The sequence below is a fragment of the Streptomyces sp. NPDC058469 genome, assembly GCF_042721125.1.
Lineage (GTDB): Bacteria > Actinomycetota > Actinomycetes > Streptomycetales > Streptomycetaceae > Streptomyces.
Genome location: NZ_JBHXME010000112.1, coordinates 1 through 20097 on the forward strand (window position 1 = coordinate 1; position 20097 = coordinate 20097).

The window sequence follows — 20097 nt, forward strand, 5'->3', positions numbered from 1 at the left end:
TCGAAGCGAAGGAGTTCGCCCTGCGCATCCTCGTGCTGGATTCTCCGGGCCCTGCTGATCACACGGAGAGGCTGGATTTAGCCGAGTTTGGGCTGGTTTCCCAGCATCGGCGCCTCCGAATCGTCCTTCAGCCCCACCCCCGTCACCCCCAACTCCCTCGCCCTCCCCATCAACCCCGCCAACTTCCCCGCCGCCACCTCATACGTCAGCCCCAACGGCGGCCGGATGTTGCTGAGGCAGTTCCGGTCCGCATCCGTCGTCACGCCCGGCTTCGGGCGGTACGTCAGGTACGCGCCCAGCGAGTCCGCCGCCGACATCCCGGGACGTTCGCCGACGAAGACCACGACCATCGTCGCGCCCATCGCCGAGGCGACGTCGTCCCCCAGGGCCACGCGCGCCTGTTCCGCCAGTACCACCGGGGCCACGTGCCAGGCGGTCGGCAGAAGGGCCGTCGTCGCTCGGACCATCGCCGCGCCGTGTTCGTGGACCGCGCGGCTGGACAGGCCGTCGGCGACCACGAAGACCACGTCCCATTCCCCCACCGGGAGATGCGCGCGGTCCGCCGGGGCCAACCGCCGCCCCAGGTCGGGGCGTTGGAGGTAGGTCAGGCGGTCGGGGGCCGCGCTGCGGACCCGTACGGTCGGCTCGCCCCTCAACGCCTGTGCCACCACGTCCGGTTCGAAGGGTGAGTGGACCGCGTCCCGGGCCGCCGCGTGGGCCGCCTGGAGTTCCAGGCGGTGGTGGGTCGGGAGGCCCGAGCCCGCCCTGCCCAGGCCGATCCTCGCCTGGGTGTGGACGCGCAGGGAGGGCCACAAATCCCGCTCCGCAGAGCCGACTTGACTGATCGTCATGACACCAGTTCCCTTCCGATCGCCGTCAACGGGTGGGCCGTACCGGACACGTCCCTGATCTCGCCGCCCTCGCCCAGCAGGCCGATCGAGCCGAGCCATGCCTCGAACTCCGGTGCCGGGCGCAGCCCGAGGACCTCGCGGAGGTACAACGCGTCGTGGTACGAGGCGGATTGGTAGTTGAGCATGATGTCGTCGCCGCCCGGGGTGCAGATCACGAAGGACGCGCCGGCCACGCCGAGCATGGTGAGCATCGTGGCGATGTCGTCGTCGTCCGCGTCGGCGTGGTTGGTGTAGCAGATGTCCAGGCCCATCGGCAGGCCGAGGACCTTGCCGCAGAAGTGGTCCTCCAGGGCGGCCCGGAGGATCTGGCGGCCGTCGTACAGGTACTCCGGGCCTATGAAGCCCACCACCGTGTTCACCAGCAGCGGGTCGTAGCGGCGCGCCACCGCGTACGCCCGCGCCTCCACCGTCTGCTGGTCCACCCCGTGGTGCGCGTCCGCCGACAGTGCGCTGCCCTGGCCCGTCTCGAAGTACATGACGTTGTCGCCGACCGTGCCCCGGCCCAGCGCCTTCGCCGCCTCGTACGCCTCGTCGAGCAGGCCCAGCGTCACGCCGAACGACGCGTTCGCCGCCTGGGTACCCGCGATGGACTGGAAGACCAGGTCCACGGGCGCCCCGCGTTCCATCAGGTCCATGCTCGTCGTGACGTGGGACAGGACGCAGGACTGGGTGGGGATCGCGTAGCGCTGGATCACTCCGTCCAGGAGTTCCAGCAGGTCCCGTACCGCCTTCGGGCTGTCCGTCGCCGGGTTGATGCCGATCACCGCGTCGCCCGAGCCGAGCAGCAGCCCGTCGAGCAGGGCCGCGGCCACGCCCGCCGGGTCGTCGGTGGGGTGGTTGGGCTGGAGGCGGGTGGCCAACCGCCCGGGCAGACCGATCGTCGAGCGGAAGGCGGTCACCACCCGCACCTTCCGCGCGACCGCGACCAGGTCCGCGTTGCCCATCAGTTTCGACACCGCCGCGACCATCTCCGGCGTCAACCCGGGTGATACGGCGGCCAGTTCGGAGGTCTCCGCCGCCAGCAGCCACTCCCGGAACCCGCCAACCGACAGATCGGCCACCGCCGCGAACGCGCCCGTGTCGTGCGTGTCGAGGATCAGCCGGGTCACGTCATCGGTCTCGTACGGGACCACCGGTTCGGCGAGGAACGCGGTCAGCGGTACGTCCGCCAGCGCCCAGCGCGCCGCGACCCGCTCCTGCGCGGACGAGGCCGCCAGCCCCGCCAGCCGGTCGCCGGAACGCTCGGGGCTCGCGGCGGCGAGCAGGCGCGCGAGGGAGCCGAAGCGGTAGCTGTGGCCGCCGAGCGTGGAGGTGTACGTACTCATGGCGGCGACCGTACGAGGCGCGTGTTGCCCCCAGATTTCCTCAGATTTCTAAAGGTCTGGTTGACAAACATTTAACGTCCCGCAACCCTTTCCCGACTCATTGGACCTACAGAGTTCCGGTCCAGTGCACCAGCGGAGCAGCAGGAGAGGAACCACCCCGATGGCAGTGGACGAGTCAGTCGCCCCGGCGGCGAAAGCAAGCGAGGACGGCGCCGTTCACCGGCTCAAGCCCAACGCCATCGGCCTGCTGGGCGTGGTCTTCATGGCCGTCGCGACCGCCGCCCCGATCACCGCGATGACCGGCAACGTGCCCTTCATGGTCTCGTCCGGCAACGGCATAGGCGCCCCGGCGAGCTACCTCGTCGCAATGGTCGTCCTGGCAATCTTTTCCGTCGGCTTCACCTCGATGGCGAAGCACATCACCTCCACGGGCGCCTTCTACGGCTTCATCTCCTACGGCCTCGGCCGCACCGTCGGACTGGCCTCCGGGCTCCTCGCCACGTTCGCGTACGCCGTGTTCGAGCCGGCCCTCATCGGCATCTTCTCCACCTTCGCCACCGGAACCTTCAAGGACCAGACGGGACTTGACATCCCGTGGTGGGTCTTCGCGCTGGTGATGCTCGCCGTCAACTCGGTGGGCACGTGGTTCGGTGTCTCGGTCGCCGAGAAGCTCCTCGTGGTCCTGCTCGGCACCGAGGTGACCGTCCTCGCGGCGATGGCGATCTCGGTCGCCCTGCACGGCGGCGGCCCGCACGGCTTCACCTTCGGTCCGGTCAACCCGGTCAACGCGTTCAAGGGCACCAGCGCCGGACTCGGCCTCTTCTTCGCCTTCTGGTCGTGGGTCGGCTTCGAGTCGACCGCGCTGTACGGCGAGGAGTCCCGCGACCCGAAGAAGATCATCCCCAAGGCGACGATGATCAGCGTCCTGGGCGTCGGCGTCTTCTACGTCTTCGTCTCCTGGATGGCCATCATCGGCAACGGCGAGACGGAGGCCGTGAAGGCCGCGTCCTCCGCGAACCCCCTCGCCCTCTTCTTCAACCCCACCGAGCACTACGTCGGCCACTGGGCGGTCGACCTCATGCAGTGGCTGATGATCACCGGCTCGCTCGCCTGCGGCATGGCCTTCCACAACTGCGCCTCCCGCTACATGTACGCGCTGGGCCGCGAAGGCGTCCTGCCGAAGCTGAAGAACACCGTCGGCCGCACCCACGCCCGGCACGGCTCCCCGCACATCGCCGGCCTGGTGCAGACGGTGGTGAGCGCGGTGCTGATCCTCGGGTTCTGGGCCACGAGCAAGGACCCGGCCAACGCCCTCTACGTCCTGCTGGCCATCCTCGGCACGATGGCGATCCTGGTCGTGCAGGCCGTGTGCTCGTTCGCGGTGCTGGCCTACTTCCGCAAGAACCACCCCGAGAGCCGGCACTGGTTCAGGACGTTCACCGCTCCGCTCGTCGGGGGCATCGCGATGCTGGCGGTCGTCGTACTGCTGGTGTCCAACATGAGCGTCGCGGCGGGGTCGGAGTCCGGGTCCCTGGTACTGAAGGCGACACCGTGGCTGGTGATGCTGGTCGCGGCGACGGGTGTCGGCTACGCCCAGTACTTGAAGCGCCGGGCGCCCGAGCGGTACGCGCTGCTGGGTAGGACGGTGCTGGAGGAAACAAAGGAGCGCTGAATTGCCCTGCTTTTAGGGGCGCGGGGCTGTGTTGATTTGCGGCTCCGCCGCGTGGGCGCGACCAGCCACGACGCTCCCGCAGGCCAGTACGCACCTGCGGCCCGTCGGTGGGCTGGTCGCGCAGTTCCCCGCGCCCCTTTAGGGCGCTCCCGAACCGGCGTTCTTCACTGCCCGAAGGTCTCCTCCCGGTACACCCGCCAGCGTTCCATCATCGCCGCGATCTCCCCGTCGACGAACTCGAAGAACGCGAGCGTCTCGGCCATACGGCGCCCCGCCGGGGTCTCCGCACCGAGGCTGGTGACACCCTCACTCAAGGCCGCCTCCCACCGCTTGAGGACGGCCTCGCGGTTGGTGAGCGCCTCGTACCACTGGTTGCCCTGAACCCGGTACCGCTCGCGCCGCGAACCCGGCTCGCGCTCCCGCGACACCATGTGCTGCTGCGCCAGATAACGCACCCCGCCGGAGACGGCGGCCGGACTGATCCGGAGTTGCTCACCCAGTTCGACGGAGGTCATCGCGCCCTCGTCCGAGGAGAGCAGGGCGGCGAAGATCCGGGCGGGCATGCGCTGCATCCCGGCCTCGACGAGCTGCGCCGCGAAGGACTCGACGAACTTCGACACGGACTCCGCGTCCCGCGCACCAGGTGTATCCGTCATGTCCTCACCCTAACCCGACCTTCATAGGCTTCCTTAACTTCACAAATTTCTGAAGGACGCGTACGTTCTGAACCATGACGAAGGCAATCACCGTCTCCGGACTCCACAAGTCGTTCGGCAAGACGCATGCCCTCACCGGCCTCGACCTGGACGTCGAGACCGGCGAGGTGCACGGCTTCCTCGGCCCCAACGGCTCCGGCAAGTCCACGACGATCCGCGTCCTGCTCGGCCTGCTCCACGCCGACTCCGGCGCCGCCCAACTCCTGGGCCGCGACCCATGGACGGACGCCGTCGAACTGCACCGCCGGGTCGCCTACGTCCCCGGCGACGTGACGCTGTGGCGCAACCTCTCCGGAGGCGAAGTCATCGATCTCTACGGCAAGTTGCGCGACGGCCTCGACAAGACGCGCCGCGCCGACCTGATCGACCGCTTCGAACTCGACCCCACCAAAAAGGGCCGCACGTATTCGAAGGGCAACCGCCAAAAGGTCGCGCTCGTCGCCGCGTTCGCCTCGGACGTGGACCTGCTGATCCTCGACGAACCGACCTCGGGCCTCGACCCCCTGATGGAGGAGGTCTTCCAGCGCTGCGTGGAGGAGGAGCGCGACCGGGGCCGGACGATCCTCCTCTCCTCCCACATCCTCAGCGAGGTCGAGGAGTTGTGCGACCGGGTGAGCATCATCCGCAAGGGCCGCACGGTGGAGAGCGGTTCGCTGTCCGACCTGCGCCACCTCACCCGCACGAGCGTGACCGCCGAACTGGTGGGCGCGCCCAACGGGTTGACGTCCCTCCCGGGCGTCCACGACCTCGACGTAGCGGGTCATCGAGTCCGCCTCCAGGTGGAGACAGACCAACTGAACGCCGTGCTGCGCGCGTTGAGCGAGTCGGGCGTACGGTCGCTGACCTCGAAGCCACCGACGCTGGAGGAACTGTTCCTCCGCCACTACCAGGACACGGATACGGACACGAACGCGGACACGGGCACGGGCACGGTGGCCCGATGACCACCGCCACGTTCGCCGTACGCACGGGCGGATCGCGCCAACTGGCCGGCACCGGCGCCCTGTTGAGGTTCAACCTGCGCCGCGACCGCGTGGTGATCCCGGCCTGGGTGGCGGTGACGGGCCTGCTGGTGCTGTCGCTCCCCGGGTCACTGCGAAGCGTCTACTCCACCCCCGCCGAACGCGCCGACATCGCCCGCCAGATGCTCACCAACAGTTCACTGCGCGCCACCTACGGCCCGGTGTTCAGCGACTCGCTCGGCGGCCTCACCGCGTGGCGCATCGGCGGCTACGCCGCGATCCTCGCCGGGGTCATGAGCCTGGTCGTCGTCGTACGGCACACCCGCGACGAGGAGGAGAGCGGCCGCCAGGAACTCATCTCCTCGGCGGTGGTGGGCCGCCGAGCACCGCTGACGGCGGCCCTGTTGGCCGCGCTCGTCGCCAACTCCGCGCTGGCGCTGCTGATAACGGGCGGTATGGCCGGCCAGGGGTCGGCGGGAGCCCTTGCTCTCGGCCTCGGCATCGGCGGAGTGGGCATGGTGTTCGCGACGCTGGCGGCGATCGCCGCGCAGTTCACGGACAGCGGCCGGTTGGCGAAGGGCCTGACCGGCGGGCTGGTGGGGGCGGCCTTCGTACTGCGCGCGGTAGGAGACTCGTCCACCAACAACGGTTCCTCGCCCGCGACTTGGATCTCGCCGATCGGCTGGCTGGAGAACCTGCGCCCGTTCGCGTCCGAACGCTGGTGGGTATTGGGCCTGTTCGTAGCCGCGCCCCTCCTCCAGGGCCTGGTGGCCTACGAGTTGGCGGGCCGCCGAGACGTCGGCATGAGCTTCCTGCCCGCCCGACCGGGCCCGGCCCACGGCCGTCTCGGCACGGCGGGCGCGCTGGCCTGGCGCCTCCAGCGGGGCGGTGTACTGGGCTGGAGCCTCGGGTTCTTCGCGGCCGGGGTCGCCTTCGGTGGCATCACGAAGGGCGCGGCGGACCTGGTCGGGGACAACGCCAAGACCCGCGAGATCGTCGAGCGGATGGGCGGCCAGTCCGGCATCGAGAACGCGTTCCTGGCCACGATGGTCGGCATGTTCGGCATGCTCGCCGCGCTGTACGCGGTCTCCTCGGTCCTACGACTGCACAGCGAGGAGACCGGCCAGCGCGCCGAACCGATCCTGGCGAACGCGGTGGGCCGCCTGCGCTGGGCGGCAGGCCACTTGGTCATCGCCTTCGGAGGCGCGGTCCTGATCATGCTGCTGAGCGGCCTCGGACTGACCCTCGGCTACGGCGCCGACCCGGGCCCCATCCTGGCCGCCACCCTGGTCCAACTCCCGGCGATCTGGACCCTCGGCGCCCTCGCGGTCCTGCTCCACGGGATCTCCCCGCGCCTTTCCCCGGCGTCCTGGGGAGCGGCCGGACTCGCCCTCCTCCTCGGCTGGATCGGCCCCGCGCTGAACCTCCCCCAGGCAGTCCTGGACATCTCCCCCTTCGGCCACCTGCCGAAGCTGCCGGGCGGCGCCATGGCGTGGGGACCGGTGATCGCGCTCACCGCGATCGCCGCCGCCCTGGTCGCCGTAGGACTGGCGGGTCTACGGCGACGCGACCTCACAACCTGACGAAGGGCAGCGGGCGTTGGGAACCTCCGGCGGCCCGCGCGCGTCCGTCCCGGGCATGGGACAACGCGCGCAGGCCGCCGGAGGATGTCTGACCGCCGCACTCGGCGCGGGAGTCGGGCTGGCGGTGTGGTCGTACGACGTCCAGAACCGCTTCCGCCGCTTCGAGGCGGCCCCCGACTGGAGTGTCCTCTACGCCGAGTTGCCGCTGGCGGTGTTGGGCGGGGTTGTCGCGTCACTGTGTGTCTGGGCACTGGTCCGGCGCGTCAGCTAGCACTCGCAGACAGCACTCAACTGGGCTGAGAGGAAACGGCGTTGGGCAGCCTGCCCGAGTGGACCCCGGACGCGGCGGCCTGGCTCGCGGAGGTCTTCATCGATGCGTTGCGCGCGGTCGGCGTACGCGACACGGCGGAGATCGCGATCGTCCGGAACCCTCGAACTCCCCCTCACACAGCAGGAGTCACCACCACATGAGAGTAGGGATCACTGGACACCGCGGCCTGTCCGGCGAGGTCGAGCGGAAGGTGCGCGCGCTCGTCGAGGAGGCGGTCACGTCGTACAGCACCGGTACCGGCGCCGGTATCGGCACCGGCAACGCGGGCCTGGTGGGCGTCAGTTGTATCGCCGACGGACCCGATACCTGGTTCGCCCAGGCCGTCCTCGACCACGGCGGGCAACTCGAAGTCGTCCTGCCGGCCCAGCAGTACCGCGCCGCCCTTCCCGCCCGAGACCACCCCACCTACGACGACCTCCTCCACCGAGCCGCGCAGGTCCACCGCACGGGACTCGACGTCTCCGGCCCCGACGCCTACATGGCGGCCGGCGAACTCCTCGTGGACCAGGTCGACGAACTCCTCGCCGTCTGGGACGGCCGACCCGCCCGCGGCCACGGCGGCACCGCCGACGTCGTCACCTACGCGCGGCAGCACGACGTACCCGTAAAGGTCCTCTGGCCCGAAGGCGCCACGCGCGACCGACGTTCAGCTTGAGCTCCATGTATCTTGCCCTTCAAGCCAATACCGACAGTGAAGGGAGATACCTCGAATGCCCAGCGGAACGGAGCCGGTGACGGGTGCAGGCTCGGACTCGGACTCGGTCGAGTCGCGGCTGGGAACGGCGGTCCAGGCCTACCAGAGCGCCGTGGACGACTTCGACCGCGAGCTGGCCCGTCTGATGGGCGTCAACGAGACCGACCTGCGCTGCCTGGAGATCCTTCTCGCGGTGGAGGAGACCACCCCCCGCGAGCTGAGCCGGCAACTGGGCCTGACCACCGGGAGCGTCACCACGATGCTCGACCGGCTGGAGAAACTCGCCTACCTCACTCGCACCCCGCACCCCGGCGACCGCCGCAAGACCCTGATCCGCATCACCCCGGAGGCCGCCCGGCGCGCCTACGGCCTCATCGGCCCGTTCCTCGAAGACTCCGGCCAGCGGGTACGCGAGCGCTACACCCCCGACCAGCTGGAACTGGTCATCGAGTACCTCACGTTCACCCGCGACATCCAGCAGCGGCACGTCGAACGGCTGAGGAAGACACCCGCCCTCACCCCACCTCGACCTTCAGCCCCTCCAACCCCCGAATCACGAAGTTCGGCTTCCGCTCCGGCTCCGCCGCCAGCCTCAACGTAGGGGCCCTCTCCAGCAACGCCCCCATAGAAGCCGCCAGTTCGATACGGGCCAAGGGCGCACCGATGCAGTAATGAATCCCCGCGCTGAAGCTGATGTGCGGGTTGTCCGTGCGGGTGAGGTCCAGGTGCTCCGGGGACGCGAAGACCGCCGGGTCATGGTTGGCCGCGCCGAACAGCATCGCGATCTCCGCGCCGCGCGGGATCACCGTGCCGTCGATCTCGATCTCGTCCAGCACCCACCGCTCGAAGAGCTGGAGCGGGGTGTCGTAGCGCATCAACTCCTCCACGGCGGAGGGGATCAGCGAGTGGTCCGCGCGCAGGGCTGCCAGTTGGGACGGGTTGCGGAACAGGGCCCACCAGCCGTTCACCGTGGCGTTGACCGTCGCCTCGTGGCCCGCGTTCAGCAGGAGTACGGCGGTGGAGATCATCTCCTGTTCGGTGAGGCGGTCCTCCTCGTCGTGGGCCGCGATGAGGCCGGAGATGAGGTCGTCGCCGGGTTCCTTGCGTCGGGCGGCGATCAACTCGCGTAGATACGAAGCGAATTCGGTCGATGCCCGGACCGCCTTCGCCGCCGTGTCCTCGGACGGGCTCAGTTCGTACATGCCGCAGATGTCCGCCGACCAGGGGCGGAGCGGGGCGCGGTCGGACTCCGGGATGCCGAGCATCTCGGCGATCACCGCCACCGGCAACGGCTCCGCCACGTCGGTCAGCAGGTCGCCGCCGCCGGCAGCCGCCAGGCCGTCCACCAGTTCGCCCGCCAACTGGCTCACGTACGGCTTCAGTTGCTCGACCGTGCGCGGGGTGAACGCCTTCGAGACCAGGCGCCGGATGCGGGTGTGGTCCGGGGGCTCCAGGTCGAGCATGCCGTGGTCGTTGAGGGTGTGGAAGGGCTCGTGCTCGGGCGGGGGCGCCGTACGGCCGAAGTCCTCGTGGGTGAAGCGGTGTTGGTAGGTGCGGCCGAGGCGGCGGTCGCGGAGGAGTGCCGAGACGTCCGCGTGGCGGGGGACCAGCCATTGGTCCGTGGGCTCGTAGTACGTGACCCGGCCCCGCTGCCGCAGTTCGGCGTAGGCGGGGTACGGGTCGGACACGAACGCCGGGTCCCAGGGGTCGAAGGCGAGGTCGTCAGCAGCTGCCATGGACGGACGCTAACCGTTGGACGAGCTTCTGACCAGGGGTGTCCTGGGTCTTGGACCGGCTTGGACCGGCTTTGGACCGGCTTTTGGTCACGCCCCTGTGGACTTGTGGTGAACATCGCAGAGAGCGGTCCTCCGCGCCGCCCCCGTCTTCACTTCTTGATGTTTCAATCATGGCGACATGCCAGGAATGGGCGATCGAACCGGCCATGGGTGGTGCGATGGGACGTCCCGAGCGGCCGGTGGACCCCGAGGCCGGAGCCGTGCAGCGGCTCGCGCACGAGCTGCGCGAACTGCGCGCCGCGTGCGGCGGACCGTCGTAACGGGTGATGGCCCGGCGCGCGCACTACTCGGCGGCCACCCTCGCGCAGGCGGCCGGCGGTGAGCGGCTGCCCTCGCTCGCCGTGGTGCAGGCGTACGCGCGGGCCTGCGACGCCGATCCCGGGGAGTGGGAGGCGCGGTGGAAGGCGGCGGCCGAGGAGGAGCGGGCCGCTCGGCAGGACGGCAGCGGCGGTGGCGACGAGCCGCCGTATCGCGGGCTTGTCCGGTTCGAGCCCGGTGACGAAGCGCTGTTCTTCGGGCGGGAACGGCTGGTCGGGGAGTTGCTGGAGCTGGTGTACGAGCACCGGCTGGCGATGGTGTTCGGGGCGTCCGGCAGCGGGAAGTCGTCGTTGCTGCGGGCCGGGCTGATACCCCGGCTGCGGCGGCGCGTCCAGGAGGACGGCTGCGCGGCGGTGCTGCGCGTGCTCACCCCGGGGGCCACGCCCGCGGCGACCCACGGGCATCTGCTGGTGCCGGGGGACGCGGAGCCGGACTCTGGGACACCGCCACCCGGCAGCCCCTCGGCGGCAACCTCCCCACCCCCGGCGAAGGCATCCGCTCCCTCGCCTTCAACCCCGACAGCGGCACCCTCTACGTCGCCGGCGACCACGTCCCGCTCCAGCGCTACGCCGTCTCCGCGTCCGCCGCGCTCAGGCAGGTGTGCGCCCGCGCGGGCACCGCGCTGACCCGGGCCCAGTCGGTGTGGGAGTTCTGCCAGGTGTGGCTGTAACTGGTCTCGACCTGGACCTCGAATACCTCGGCGAACTTGTAGCCCGCCGTGACCGAGACACCGACCGTGTTGCCGGCGGTGGTCGTGTCCGCCCAGTCGATCCGGTGCTGGTTGGTCTGGCTCCCGCAGTTGTACGCGGTGCTGCCGACCTGGTGCGCCGGGCCGGTGTAGCTCCAGTAGCTCTGCGGGCGGAACTTGCAGAAACTGGCCCAGTTGCAGGCCTTCAGCAGCTCGGCGTTGGTCGGGGTGTCGGCGGCGAGGGCCTGCGGAGCCGTGAGCAGCGAGGCGCCCACGGTGAGGGCACCGAGCACGCCGAGCGTACGGGGGGAGAGGAGCCGGGCGGATTTCTTCTTGCGCGGGGCGAAGGCCATGGATCACTCCATCGAGAGGGGAGGTTCGGTGGAAGCACCAGTTGCTGCGCACCACTCTCGAACGGAACCCTCCGCCGCTGATCAACGTCCCCTCAGAGCCCGGGACAGAATCGGCTCAGCGTTCCATCAGAGTCTCCTCAGAACCTGCCCTCGGCCTGCGCCTAGCCCGGCCTCACCAACCTCGCCTCGTACGCGAACACCGCCGCCTGCGTACGGTCCCGCAACCCCAACTTCACCAGGACGCGGCTGACATGGGTCTTGATCGTCGACTCGGCGACCACCAGCCGCTCGGCGATCTCCCCGTTCGACAGGCCCTGGGCGATGAGGACCAGCACCTCCGTCTCCCGCTCGGTCAGATCCCCGTACGTCCCCTGCTGCGCGGTGGGCATCAGGCGGGGTGTCTCGGACAGCTTCGAGAACTCCGTGATCAGCCGCCTCGTGACGGAGGGGGCGAGCAGCGCCTCGCCGGCCGCCACCACCCGAACCCCGTCGGCGAGTTGGCGTGCCGAGGCGTCCTTGAGGAGGAAGCCGGAGGCTCCCGCGCGCAGCGCCTGGTACACGTACTCGTCGAGGTCGAACGTGGTGAGCACCAGCACCTTCGCCGCACCGTCCGCCGCGACGATCTCCCGGGTCGCCTCGATGCCGTTCATCTCCGGCATCCGGATGTCCATCAGGACGACGTCCGGGGCCAGTTCGCGTACCCGCTCGACCGCGTCGCGCCCGTTCACCGCCTCGCCGACGACCTCGATGTCCGGCATCGCGCCCAACAGGACCGAGAAGCCCTCACGCACCATCATCTGGTCGTCCGCGATCAGTACGCGGATCGTCATGCGTCTCCTTCGCTCGCACTCGAGGCCGGTTCGCTCACACTCGGGACCGGCAGGAACACCGTCACCTCATAGCCGCCGTCGTCCGCCGGGGCCGCCGTCATCTCGCCGTCCAGCATGGAGACCCGCTCCCGCATCCCGGTGATGCCGTGCCCCGCGCCGGGCGACGGCTTCACCAGGCTCGGCTCGGGCATCGGGCCGTTGACTATGCGCAGGCCAAGCCCGCCCAGCACGTAGCCGATCTCCACGCGGGCACTCGCACCGGGCGCGTGCCGCAGGGTGTTGCTCAACGCCTCCTGCACTATCCGGTACGCCGACAGCTCGACGCCCTGCGGGAGTTCACGCACCGCCCCCGTCACCGCCTTGTCGACGCTCAGGCCGGCGTCGCGCACATTGGCGAGCAGCGCGTCCATGTCGGCGAGGGTGGGCTGCGGGGCGTCCGGCGCCTCGTAGTCCTCCGCACGCACCACGCCCAGGACCCGGCGCAGCTCGGTCAGGGCCGCCACCGCGTTCTCCCGGATCGTGACGAACGCGCGCTCCAGCTCCGGCGGCGGGTTCTCCACGCGGTAGGGCGCGGCCTCCGCCTGGATGGCGACCACCGACATGTGGTGGGCCACCACGTCGTGCAGCTCGCGGGCGATCGTCGTGCGCTCCTCCAGCAGTGTGCGCCGGGACCGCTCGTGCGCCGTCACCGTCTGCTGCGCGGTCACCTCCTGCCGGGCCTCGCGGCGTATCTGCCAGACGGCGACGCCGAGCAGGACCAGCGCGGAGCTGAACAGCACCTGCGCCGTGTCGGCGCGGAAGTCGCGGCCACCGGAGACGTTGCCGCCGATGAAGCCGTAGACCGCCGTCAGTACCCACATCCAGGCGGCGGTGCGAGGCCTGGTGCGTATGGCCACGATCGTCAGCACGAACAGATGGCAGGCAAAACTGCCGGCCAGCCACGGCCACGAGTCGTCCCACTCGTTCGCCAGCATCGTGGCGACCGGAGTGGCGACCATGGACAGCCAGAACGCGCCGACCGGCCGCACCATGGTCAGCAGCACCGGCAGCAGGGCGAGCAGGCCGAGGACCGTGTTGCTGCCCGTGCCGCGGATCGCGTTGTCCGAGGCGATGAACATCGCGAGCAGGCCGGCCGCGAGGATCAGGGCGTGTGGGCTCCAGGCCGCGTACTCCCGCGGCCGACCCCTCAGGCGCCGGGTCAGCGGGCCGTCGTCGGTGGCGCGGGGCAACGGGCGGTAGGCGAAGGCGTCGTGGAACAGGTCCTGCCGCAGCCCGCGCAGGGCGTCCGCGGCCAGCCTGAACTCCGGACTGCGCGGCTTGGTGGCGGCGCCTGGCGGCAACTGCTGGGTCGTATCGGTCACGTTCAAAACGGTAGGCGGAGGGGCGGGTAGCCGTCGTCACCTGTGAGAAGGGTCCTGGTCCGTCCGTCTCAAGTACTACGGGTATGCCTGACGGTCCGGCTTCAGCGGCCGCCGCCCGGACGGACCAGCCCCGACTCGTACGCGAACACCGCCGCCTGCGTACGATCCCGCAGTCCCAACTTCACCAGGATGCGGCCCACATGGGTCTTCACGGTCTGTTCGGCGACGACCAGGTGCTCGGCGATCTCCGCGTTGGACAGGCCCTGCGCGATCAGTGCGAGGACCTCCGTCTCGCGCTCGGTGAGGTCGCCGACGCGTGACTTGAGCGGGGTGCGCGGTGTCCCGTTCAACCGGGAGAACTCGGCGATCAGGCGGCGGGTGACACCGGGCGCGAGCAGCGCGTCGCCGGCCGCCACCACCCGTACCGCCTCGGCCAGTTGCTCGGCGGACGCGTCCTTCAGGAGGAAGCCGGACGCGCCGGCGCGCAGTGCCTCGTACACGTACTCGTCGAGGTCGAAGGTGGTGAGCACCAGCACCTTGATCTGCGGGGTCTCGCCGGTGATACGGCGGGTCGCCTCGATGCCGCCGAGTTCGGGCATGCGGATGTCCATGAGGACGACGTCCGGGGCGAGTTCGGCGACCTTGGCGACCGCGTCCAGGCCGTCGACCGCCTGGCCCACCACCTCTATGCCGGGCTGGGCGTTGAGCAGCACGGTGAAGCCCTGCCGGACCATCTGCTGGTCGTCGGCGATGAGTACGCGGATGGTGCCGCTCGTCATGGGTTCTCGTCTCCTGTCGGAAAGATGATCTCGGGGACGGCAAGTCCGTCGGGGTTGTCGGGTTCGTCGGTGGGCGCGACGCCGTCCCTGGGCAGGAACGCGACGATGGCGAAGCCGCCCTGGAATGTTCTCGTCGCGGTCAGGTGTCCGCCGAGCATCGACGCGCGCTCCCGCATGCCGAGCAGGCCGTGGCCGGCGCCCAGGGAGGGCGGGGCCGCTTGCTGCGGGCGGGAGTTGGTGACCGCCAGCTGCAACCCCTCGGGGAGGTGGGTGACCTCGACGGCGACCGTGGAACCGGGAGCGTGGCGCAGCGCGTTGCTGAGCGCCTCCTGGATGATCCGGTACGCCGACAGCTCCACGCCGGGTGCCAGCGGGCGCGGCTCGCCCCTGATGTCGCTGCGTACGTCGAGACCGGCGGCCCTGGTGTTCTCCATCAGGGCGTCCAGCCGGTCCAGCGTGGGCTGCGGAGCGTGGGGGGCGGCACCGGTGCCGGGGGCGGCCAGGGCGTACGGGTCCTCCGGATAATCCGGGTTCTCCGAACGGAGCACGCCGAGGACCCGGCGCAGTTCGGCGAGGGCTTCGAGGGCGTTCTGCCGGATGCCCGCGAGGTTCTCCCTGAGTTCCTCCGAGGGGTTCTCGACCAGGTGGGGCGCCACTTGGGCCTGGATGGAGATCACCGACATGTGGTGCGCGACCACGTCGTGCAGTTCGCGTGCGATACGGCTGCGCTCCTCCAGGAGTGTGCGGTGGTGCCGCTCCTCCGCCGTGATCGTGACCTGCTCGACGAGTTGGGTACGGGCCTCGCTGCGGCCGCGCAGGGCGGTGCCGACGAGGACGGCCACCGCGCAGACGGCGACCGCGACCACGCCCGTCGAGGTGAATCGCTGGGCGCCGACCGCACCCTGGACGACGAACGTCGTCAGCCCCGTCGCGGCCAGCGCCGCGAGGGCTCTGCGGGCGGGTACGCGCAGCGCCAGGAGCAGGAGTACGGCGGCCTGCACCACGACTTCCTGGGTGTTCCAGGGCCAGTTGGGGCCGGGGTACGGGCCATGGGTCAGGGCGGGGCTGACCGACAACGCGGAGCGGGCCATCAGGGCGGTGACGGCCGTGGCGGCGAGGGACAGGGCCCACGCGTGGACGGGGCGGCGCAGGGCGAGGACCAGGGCGACGCCCTGCGCGAAACCGGCGAACAGGCCCTGGATCGGGCCCAGTCCGTAGTCGCTCATCATCTCGTCCGTGCCGGTGAGGGCAAGGGCCAGGGCAGCGAGGGAGACGATCGCGTACGTGAGGTAGCGGAGCGGGCGGTGTTCGGGGAACGGAGTACCGGTGGAGGTGGGAGTGGGTGCGGTGGCGCCCGTGCGGGCTTCGTCGTCGGGTGCGGGTGGCCCCTGTGGGGGCTTGGCGCCGTCGGCGGCCGAAGGGTCATGGGCGGGAGCGTTCATCTGGTCAACCCTAGGCACGGTGAAGGCTCTTGGCTCGGATGCGGGTGCGGGTGCGGATCAGGCGGGGGCGCGAGCGTGGGCGGGGGTCCTGTTCGTACGTCCGGAACGCCGTCCAACAGATTGCCAGGGCCAGGGCGAACACGGGGAGCCATGCCACTCGGGCCGCGACCCACGTCAGGTTGTCGGGGTGGGTGTGCAGGCCGGGCAGGTGGCCTGCGGGGAGGGTCGCGGCCGTGATGGCCATCAGGGCCGTCTGGTGCCAGAGGAAGATCGTCATCGCGGAGAGGTTGACCAGCGCCACCGCCGACCAGGCGAGCGGGCGGCGCGTCGTGCGGCGCAGGCGGTCGCGGAGGAGGAGGGCCAGGCCGCACTGGGCCAGGCCGAAGGTGACGGCGGCCAGGGTCGGCGGGTCGAGGTTGGAGATCGTGGTGCCGGGGACGCCGACCATCGACGCCGGGTAACCCGCCCAGAGGACGAGCGCCGCCGTCGCCGCCGTACCGCCCGCCAGGAGGGTCCAGCCCGCTCGGGCACGGTCCAACTCGCCCCGGGTCCAGGCCGCGCCGAGCGTGTAGGGCACCAGCCAGCCGGCCGCCACGTTCACCCAGCCGAGCCAGGACGGGCCGCCGAGTCCGAAACGGATCAGGTCCACGTGCAGTACGACGGCCAGCGGCCACAGCGGGTTCAGTCGGGTCACGAGGGGAGTCGCCGCCGTCAGGCCCGCGAACACGACCAGGAACCACATCGGTGACAGCGCCAGCTTGACCAGGGTGCGGACCGTCTCGAAGTCCGTGCCGGACAGGAGCAGCGCTACGGCCGTCACCGTCCACAGGGTGAGGACCGCGGCCGCCGGTCTGAACAGCCGGGCCAGCCCGGCGGTCAGCCATTGACCGTACGTCGTGCCCCGCGCCCGTGCCGAGGCGTAACCGCGGGTCGCCACATGGCCGCCCACCAGGAAGAACACCGCCAGCGTCTGGAACACCCAGGAGATCGGCGTCAGCCACGGCATGTGCTGCAACGGGCTCGCCGTGTGCAGCGTGCCGCCGTCCGCGATCAGGGCCGTCACCAGCCAGTGGCCCAGGACGACGCCGAGGATCGCGAGGGCGCGCAGGGCGTCCACGGCGCGGTCCCGGTCGGACGGGGTCGTGGCGTCGACGCGGGCGGCGCGCTGCCTTATGCCGTGCATGCCCTGCCGTATCCCGATCCCGGTCCTGTTCCCGTTCTCGATCCCGTTCTCGATCCCGTTCATCGTGCCGCCAAGGGTCCGGTCACGCATGGGTCACCTCCGAGGTCTCGCCCAGGACGATCCGGGCGAGGTTGGCCAGGGAGGCCGAGCCCGGGGTGAAGTAGTCGCTGTGGCCGCCGTCGCCGGCCGTGAAGACGTGGGCGCAGAACGCCGGGGACACCGGGTCGGTGCCGAAGCCGACGGTCGTGCCGAACAGGTCCGCGCTGACGTGCGGGACGCCTTCGACCCAGTCGTCGGCGCCGCGTGCCGCCCAGACCCGGGCCGGGGTGTGCAGACCGGCGGCGGAGACGGCGCCCGTGCCGGGACTGCCGACCAGGGCGATGTCGGACACGGCCAAGCCCGCGGCGGCTCGGCCGCAGACGACCGTGCCGTACGAGTGGCACACCAGCGTGACGTGCGCCTCGCGGCCGGTGATGGCGTGCAGCTGTCGTACGAACTCCCGTAGGTGTGGGGCCGCTTGGTCCGCTCTGCCCGCTGTCAGGACTGTGGTGCTCACCGTGCGCGGGGTCTGGTAGCCGAGCCAGGACACCACCGCCGTACGGGAGTTGGGGGCGTCCCGGGTCAGTCGGCGGTGCAGGTTGAGCGCGGTCGCGCGGAAGCGGTCGTAGGTGTCGAGCGTGGTGTCCGAGCCCGGGACCAGGACGGCTACGCGGTCGGCGTGCGCCAAGTCCCCGAAGACCTCCGTCGCTTGACCGGAGCCGCGGCCGTCGAACGCGAGGAAGTCACGGTCCGGGTCGGCCATCGCCCGGTCCGCCGCAGCACGACGGCCGTCGCCGTCGGCGGCAGCCATACGGGAGGCCTCGACGGCGTTGGCCCGGTTCGCCGCGTACGCCTCGTCCAGCGTGGCCGACGTGAGCGGGGCGAGGACGGCGGGGGCCGGTGCGGGGATCTCCAGCTGCGCCGCGGCCGAGAGGGGGATCACCAGGGCCCCGGTGACGAGCGCGGCGAGAAGAGCGCGACGCCATCTGCCGGTGCGGCGACGCCTGCCCGCCCGCGGCACGGAAACCACGGAAACTTCCGCCCCTGGCACGGCAGTTGCTGCCTCGGCCACCCCCGTATCGAGCCCCGTCCCCGTCCCCATCCCCGTGTCCCCTCCCAGTCCGCCCGGCCGTCGGGCTCATCTGGAAGAGAAATTACGGATCCGTGCTCGTCGTCCGCGTCACGCCAGGGAGCTCACCTGCGTCGTAGCTCTCAGGTATTACGGGTATGACCGGGGCGGCCGACCGACAACCGGCAGCCACTCCCCCGGCCACTCAGTCGCTCACCACGCCAGCTGTGCGATCTCCTCCGCCACCACCGCGCACGCGTCCGCCGCCGGGTCGATCAGCGGGAAGTGGCCGACGTCCTCCAGGAGCGTGAGGCCCACGACCTCGCCCGACTTCGCCGCCGCGTCCGCGTAGGACTCGGCGACCGCCTGGGGGACGTCGACGTCGGCGCGGCCCTGGACCAGGGTGGTCGCGATGCCGGTGGGGAGGAGGAGCGTGGGGTCGGCGTACGGCAGTCGTTCGGCGAACTTGGCTTCCCCGCCCAGGAGTTGGCCCGCCGCTCCGTCGCACACCGCGAGCTTCTCGGCGACCGTGAAGTCGGCGATCGGGGCGAGGGCGACCACGCCGCGCAGCGCGGCGGGGGCGTGGGTGCGCCAGGGGGCGTCCTTCGGGAGGACGTGCCGGGCCGCCGCCCACAGGGCGAGGTGGCCGCCCGCCGAGTGCCCGGTGATCACCATGCGGCGCGGATCGGCCTGCGGCAGCGCCTCCCGCACGAGCGCGGGGAGCGCGTCCAGCGCCGCCGCGACGTCGTCGAAGGTATCCGGCCAGCGCCCCGCGACCGGACTCGTACCACCCTGCGCGGGCAGGGCCGCGCCCCGCCGGTACTCGACGTTGGCCACCGCGAACCCCCGTCGTGCGAGGAAGTCCGCGAACGGGGTGATGTGCCGGCGGTCGTGCGGGGCGCGCCACGCGCCCCCGTGCAGGACTACGACCAGGGGCGTAGCCCCGCCCGGCATGCGTTCACCGCGCGGGGCGTAGAAGTCGATCACCTGGTCGGGGTGGTCGCCGTACGCGGCGGTGCTGTCGGGGTCGACGGCGGGGTGCGAGAAGGCCGACTCCTCTTCTGCGACGGCACGTGCGGCTGCGTCGTCCGGCATGCTCCAACCTCTCAGCGACGATGGGGGCACCTCCCAGGCTTTCGGCACTGGGGGAGGATTTGGACGGTTCGGATGTGGCGGACCTGGAGAAGATTGCGGCCGTGGGCGGGACGCTACCAGGCCGGTGACGTGCGCGGACACGCGGATGTCACGCTGGGTGAGGGTTAAACGGTTCTGCTGTTTCGTTACGCTGACGCCGTGCCCGTCACGGCACCTCATCAGCACTCCAAGGAGACCGCGATGTCCGCCGAGGACGAGCACGAGCACAGACCCCAGCCCGACCCCCGACCCGACCCTCAGCCCGACCCCGACCCCGGCACCCTGCGCCCCGGCGGCCGTACGGCACGCGTGCGTACGGCGGTGCTGCGGGCCGCGGGTGACGTGCTGGCCGAGCAGGGTGTCGACCGGCTCGACCTCTCGGACGTCGCCCGGCGGGCGGAGGTCGGCAAGACCACGGTGTACCGGCGCTGGGGTTCGGTGACCGCGCTGGTCGCGGACCTCCTCGTCGACATGGCCGAACAGTCGCTGCCGCGCGAGGAGACGGGCTCGCTGCTCGGGGACCTGCGCGCCAACGCCCTGCTGGTGCAGCGCACGCTCGCCGATCCCCGCCAAGGCGCCCTGTTCCGCGCCGTCATCGCCGCCGCGACCTGCGACGCCCGTACGGCCGAGGCCCTGCGCCACTTCTACGAGGTGCGGGTCGCCGAGTGGGCGCCCTGTGTCGAACGGGCCGTCGCGCGCGGGGAGTTGCCCGCCGGCACCGACGCCTCCCAGGTCGTACGGGCCGTATCGGCGCCCCTCTACTACGAGTTGCTGACCACCGGGACCGCCCCGGACACCCCCGCCGCGGAGCGCGCCGCGCGAGCCGCGCAGGCCGCCGCCGTGGCAGGGGTGTATGTCGTCAGCCTCTCCGACGATCTAACTGCTCCCATCTCCTACGACGGTTAGATCGA

The 20097-nt window shown here is 70.9% G+C and carries 22 protein-coding genes; 10 read left to right on the forward strand and 12 right to left on the reverse strand.

Annotation, left to right across the window (positions count from 1 at the left end; translation table 11 throughout):
- Positions 1–77 precede the first annotated feature (77 nt).
- Both eutC and ACFWP5_RS35615 read right to left on the reverse strand, forming a co-directional pair.
- Positions 78–851, reverse strand: coding sequence for an ethanolamine ammonia-lyase subunit EutC (gene eutC / locus ACFWP5_RS35610; RefSeq protein ID WP_384166316.1), 774 nt, complete (start codon positions 849–851; stop codon positions 78–80).
- Positions 848–2236: an ethanolamine ammonia-lyase subunit EutB gene (locus tag ACFWP5_RS35615; protein WP_384166319.1), complete on the reverse strand. Its 1389-nt coding sequence runs from the start codon at positions 2234–2236 to the stop codon at positions 848–850. The genes eutC and ACFWP5_RS35615 overlap by 4 nt, the downstream gene beginning before the upstream one ends.
- Before the next feature lie 160 nt (positions 2237–2396).
- On the opposite strand from ACFWP5_RS35615, the gene ACFWP5_RS35620 reads away from it, so the two are divergent.
- Positions 2397–3908 (forward strand): APC family permease, encoded by a 1512-nt coding sequence (locus tag ACFWP5_RS35620; protein ID WP_384166322.1) that lies wholly within the window; start codon positions 2397–2399, stop codon positions 3906–3908.
- Positions 3909–4072: 164 nt separating this feature from the next.
- Here ACFWP5_RS35620 and ACFWP5_RS35625 read toward each other — a convergent pair whose 3' ends face one another.
- Positions 4073–4564: a GbsR/MarR family transcriptional regulator gene (locus tag ACFWP5_RS35625; protein WP_384166325.1), complete on the reverse strand. Its 492-nt coding sequence runs from the start codon at positions 4562–4564 to the stop codon at positions 4073–4075.
- A gap of 74 nt (positions 4565–4638) precedes the next feature.
- On the opposite strand from ACFWP5_RS35625, the gene ACFWP5_RS35630 reads away from it, so the two are divergent.
- The 6 genes from ACFWP5_RS35630 to ACFWP5_RS35655 are packed head-to-tail and all read left to right on the forward strand — an operon-like array spanning position 4639 to position 8795.
- Positions 4639–5568 carry an ATP-binding cassette domain-containing protein gene (locus ACFWP5_RS35630; RefSeq protein WP_384166328.1) on the forward strand — a complete coding sequence of 310 codons (930 nt, stop codon included), beginning with the start codon at positions 4639–4641 and terminating at the stop codon, positions 5566–5568.
- Positions 5565–7169 (forward strand): ABC transporter permease, encoded by a 1605-nt coding sequence (locus ACFWP5_RS35635; protein WP_384166331.1) that lies wholly within the window; start codon positions 5565–5567, stop codon positions 7167–7169. The genes ACFWP5_RS35630 and ACFWP5_RS35635 overlap by 4 nt, the downstream gene beginning before the upstream one ends.
- A gap of 55 nt (positions 7170–7224) precedes the next feature.
- Positions 7225–7440, forward strand: a complete 216-nt coding sequence (locus tag ACFWP5_RS35640; RefSeq protein WP_384166334.1) for a hypothetical protein — start codon at positions 7225–7227, stop codon at positions 7438–7440.
- A 41-nt stretch (positions 7441–7481) separates the two neighbouring features.
- Positions 7482–7640 carry a hypothetical protein gene (locus tag ACFWP5_RS35645; protein ID WP_384166337.1) on the forward strand — a complete coding sequence of 53 codons (159 nt, stop codon included), beginning with the start codon at positions 7482–7484 and terminating at the stop codon, positions 7638–7640.
- On the forward strand, positions 7637–8155 hold the full coding sequence (locus ACFWP5_RS35650) for a hypothetical protein (RefSeq protein WP_384166340.1): 519 nt from the start codon (positions 7637–7639) through the stop codon (positions 8153–8155). Before ACFWP5_RS35645 ends, ACFWP5_RS35650 begins: the two co-directional genes overlap by 4 nt.
- Before the next feature lie 55 nt (positions 8156–8210).
- Entirely contained in the window at positions 8211–8795 is a 585-nt protein-coding gene (locus tag ACFWP5_RS35655; RefSeq protein ID WP_384166343.1) for a MarR family winged helix-turn-helix transcriptional regulator, read from the forward strand.
- Here ACFWP5_RS35655 and ACFWP5_RS35660 read toward each other — a convergent pair.
- Positions 8710–9930 (reverse strand): cytochrome P450, encoded by a 1221-nt coding sequence (locus ACFWP5_RS35660; protein WP_384166346.1) that lies wholly within the window; start codon positions 9928–9930, stop codon positions 8710–8712. The genes ACFWP5_RS35655 and ACFWP5_RS35660 overlap by 86 nt on opposite strands.
- Positions 9931–10100: 170 nt before the next feature.
- On the opposite strand from ACFWP5_RS35660, the gene ACFWP5_RS35665 reads away from it, so the two are divergent.
- Entirely contained in the window at positions 10101–10250 is a 150-nt protein-coding gene (locus ACFWP5_RS35665) for a hypothetical protein (RefSeq protein WP_384166349.1), read from the forward strand.
- Between the two features lie 6 nt (positions 10251–10256).
- The gene (locus tag ACFWP5_RS35670) at positions 10257–10934 is read left to right on the forward strand and encodes a hypothetical protein (protein ID WP_384166352.1); all 678 of its coding nucleotides are present in this window, start codon (positions 10257–10259) and stop codon (positions 10932–10934) included.
- Here ACFWP5_RS35670 and ACFWP5_RS35675 read toward each other — a convergent pair.
- The 8 genes from ACFWP5_RS35675 to ACFWP5_RS35710 all read right to left on the reverse strand — a co-directional run bounded on the left by ACFWP5_RS35675 (position 10873) and on the right by ACFWP5_RS35710 (position 19147).
- Positions 10873–11349 carry a hypothetical protein gene (locus ACFWP5_RS35675; RefSeq protein WP_384166355.1) on the reverse strand — a complete coding sequence of 159 codons (477 nt, stop codon included), beginning with the start codon at positions 11347–11349 and terminating at the stop codon, positions 10873–10875. The two genes, ACFWP5_RS35670 and ACFWP5_RS35675, sit on opposite strands and share 62 nt — an antisense overlap.
- A 161-nt stretch (positions 11350–11510) precedes the next feature.
- Positions 11511–12179 (reverse strand): response regulator, encoded by a 669-nt coding sequence (locus ACFWP5_RS35680; protein WP_384166358.1) that lies wholly within the window; start codon positions 12177–12179, stop codon positions 11511–11513.
- Positions 12176–13540, reverse strand: a complete 1365-nt coding sequence (locus ACFWP5_RS35685) for a sensor histidine kinase (protein WP_384166361.1) — start codon at positions 13538–13540, stop codon at positions 12176–12178. The genes ACFWP5_RS35680 and ACFWP5_RS35685 overlap by 4 nt, the downstream gene beginning before the upstream one ends.
- A 101-nt stretch (positions 13541–13641) precedes the next feature.
- Positions 13642–14319 (reverse strand): response regulator, encoded by a 678-nt coding sequence (locus tag ACFWP5_RS35690; protein WP_384166364.1) that lies wholly within the window; start codon positions 14317–14319, stop codon positions 13642–13644.
- Positions 14316–15761, reverse strand: coding sequence for a sensor histidine kinase (locus tag ACFWP5_RS35695; RefSeq protein WP_384166367.1), 1446 nt, complete (start codon positions 15759–15761; stop codon positions 14316–14318). Before ACFWP5_RS35695 ends, ACFWP5_RS35690 begins: the two co-directional genes overlap by 4 nt.
- 10 nt (positions 15762–15771) lie before the next feature.
- Positions 15772–16944, reverse strand: a complete 1173-nt coding sequence (locus tag ACFWP5_RS35700; RefSeq protein WP_384166416.1) for an acyltransferase — start codon at positions 16942–16944, stop codon at positions 15772–15774.
- Positions 16945–17026: 82 nt separating this feature from the next.
- On the reverse strand, positions 17027–18004 hold the full coding sequence (locus tag ACFWP5_RS35705) for an alpha/beta hydrolase (RefSeq protein ID WP_384166419.1): 978 nt from the start codon (positions 18002–18004) through the stop codon (positions 17027–17029).
- A gap of 261 nt (positions 18005–18265) precedes the next feature.
- Positions 18266–19147 (reverse strand): alpha/beta hydrolase, encoded by an 882-nt coding sequence (locus ACFWP5_RS35710; protein ID WP_384166370.1) that lies wholly within the window; start codon positions 19145–19147, stop codon positions 18266–18268.
- Positions 19148–19345: 198 nt separating this feature from the next.
- Here ACFWP5_RS35710 and ACFWP5_RS35715 point away from each other — a divergent pair, with 198 nt between their 5' ends.
- Positions 19346–20092, forward strand: coding sequence for a TetR/AcrR family transcriptional regulator (locus ACFWP5_RS35715; RefSeq protein WP_384166373.1), 747 nt, complete (start codon positions 19346–19348; stop codon positions 20090–20092).
- The last annotated feature ends 5 nt before the right edge of the window (positions 20093–20097 follow it).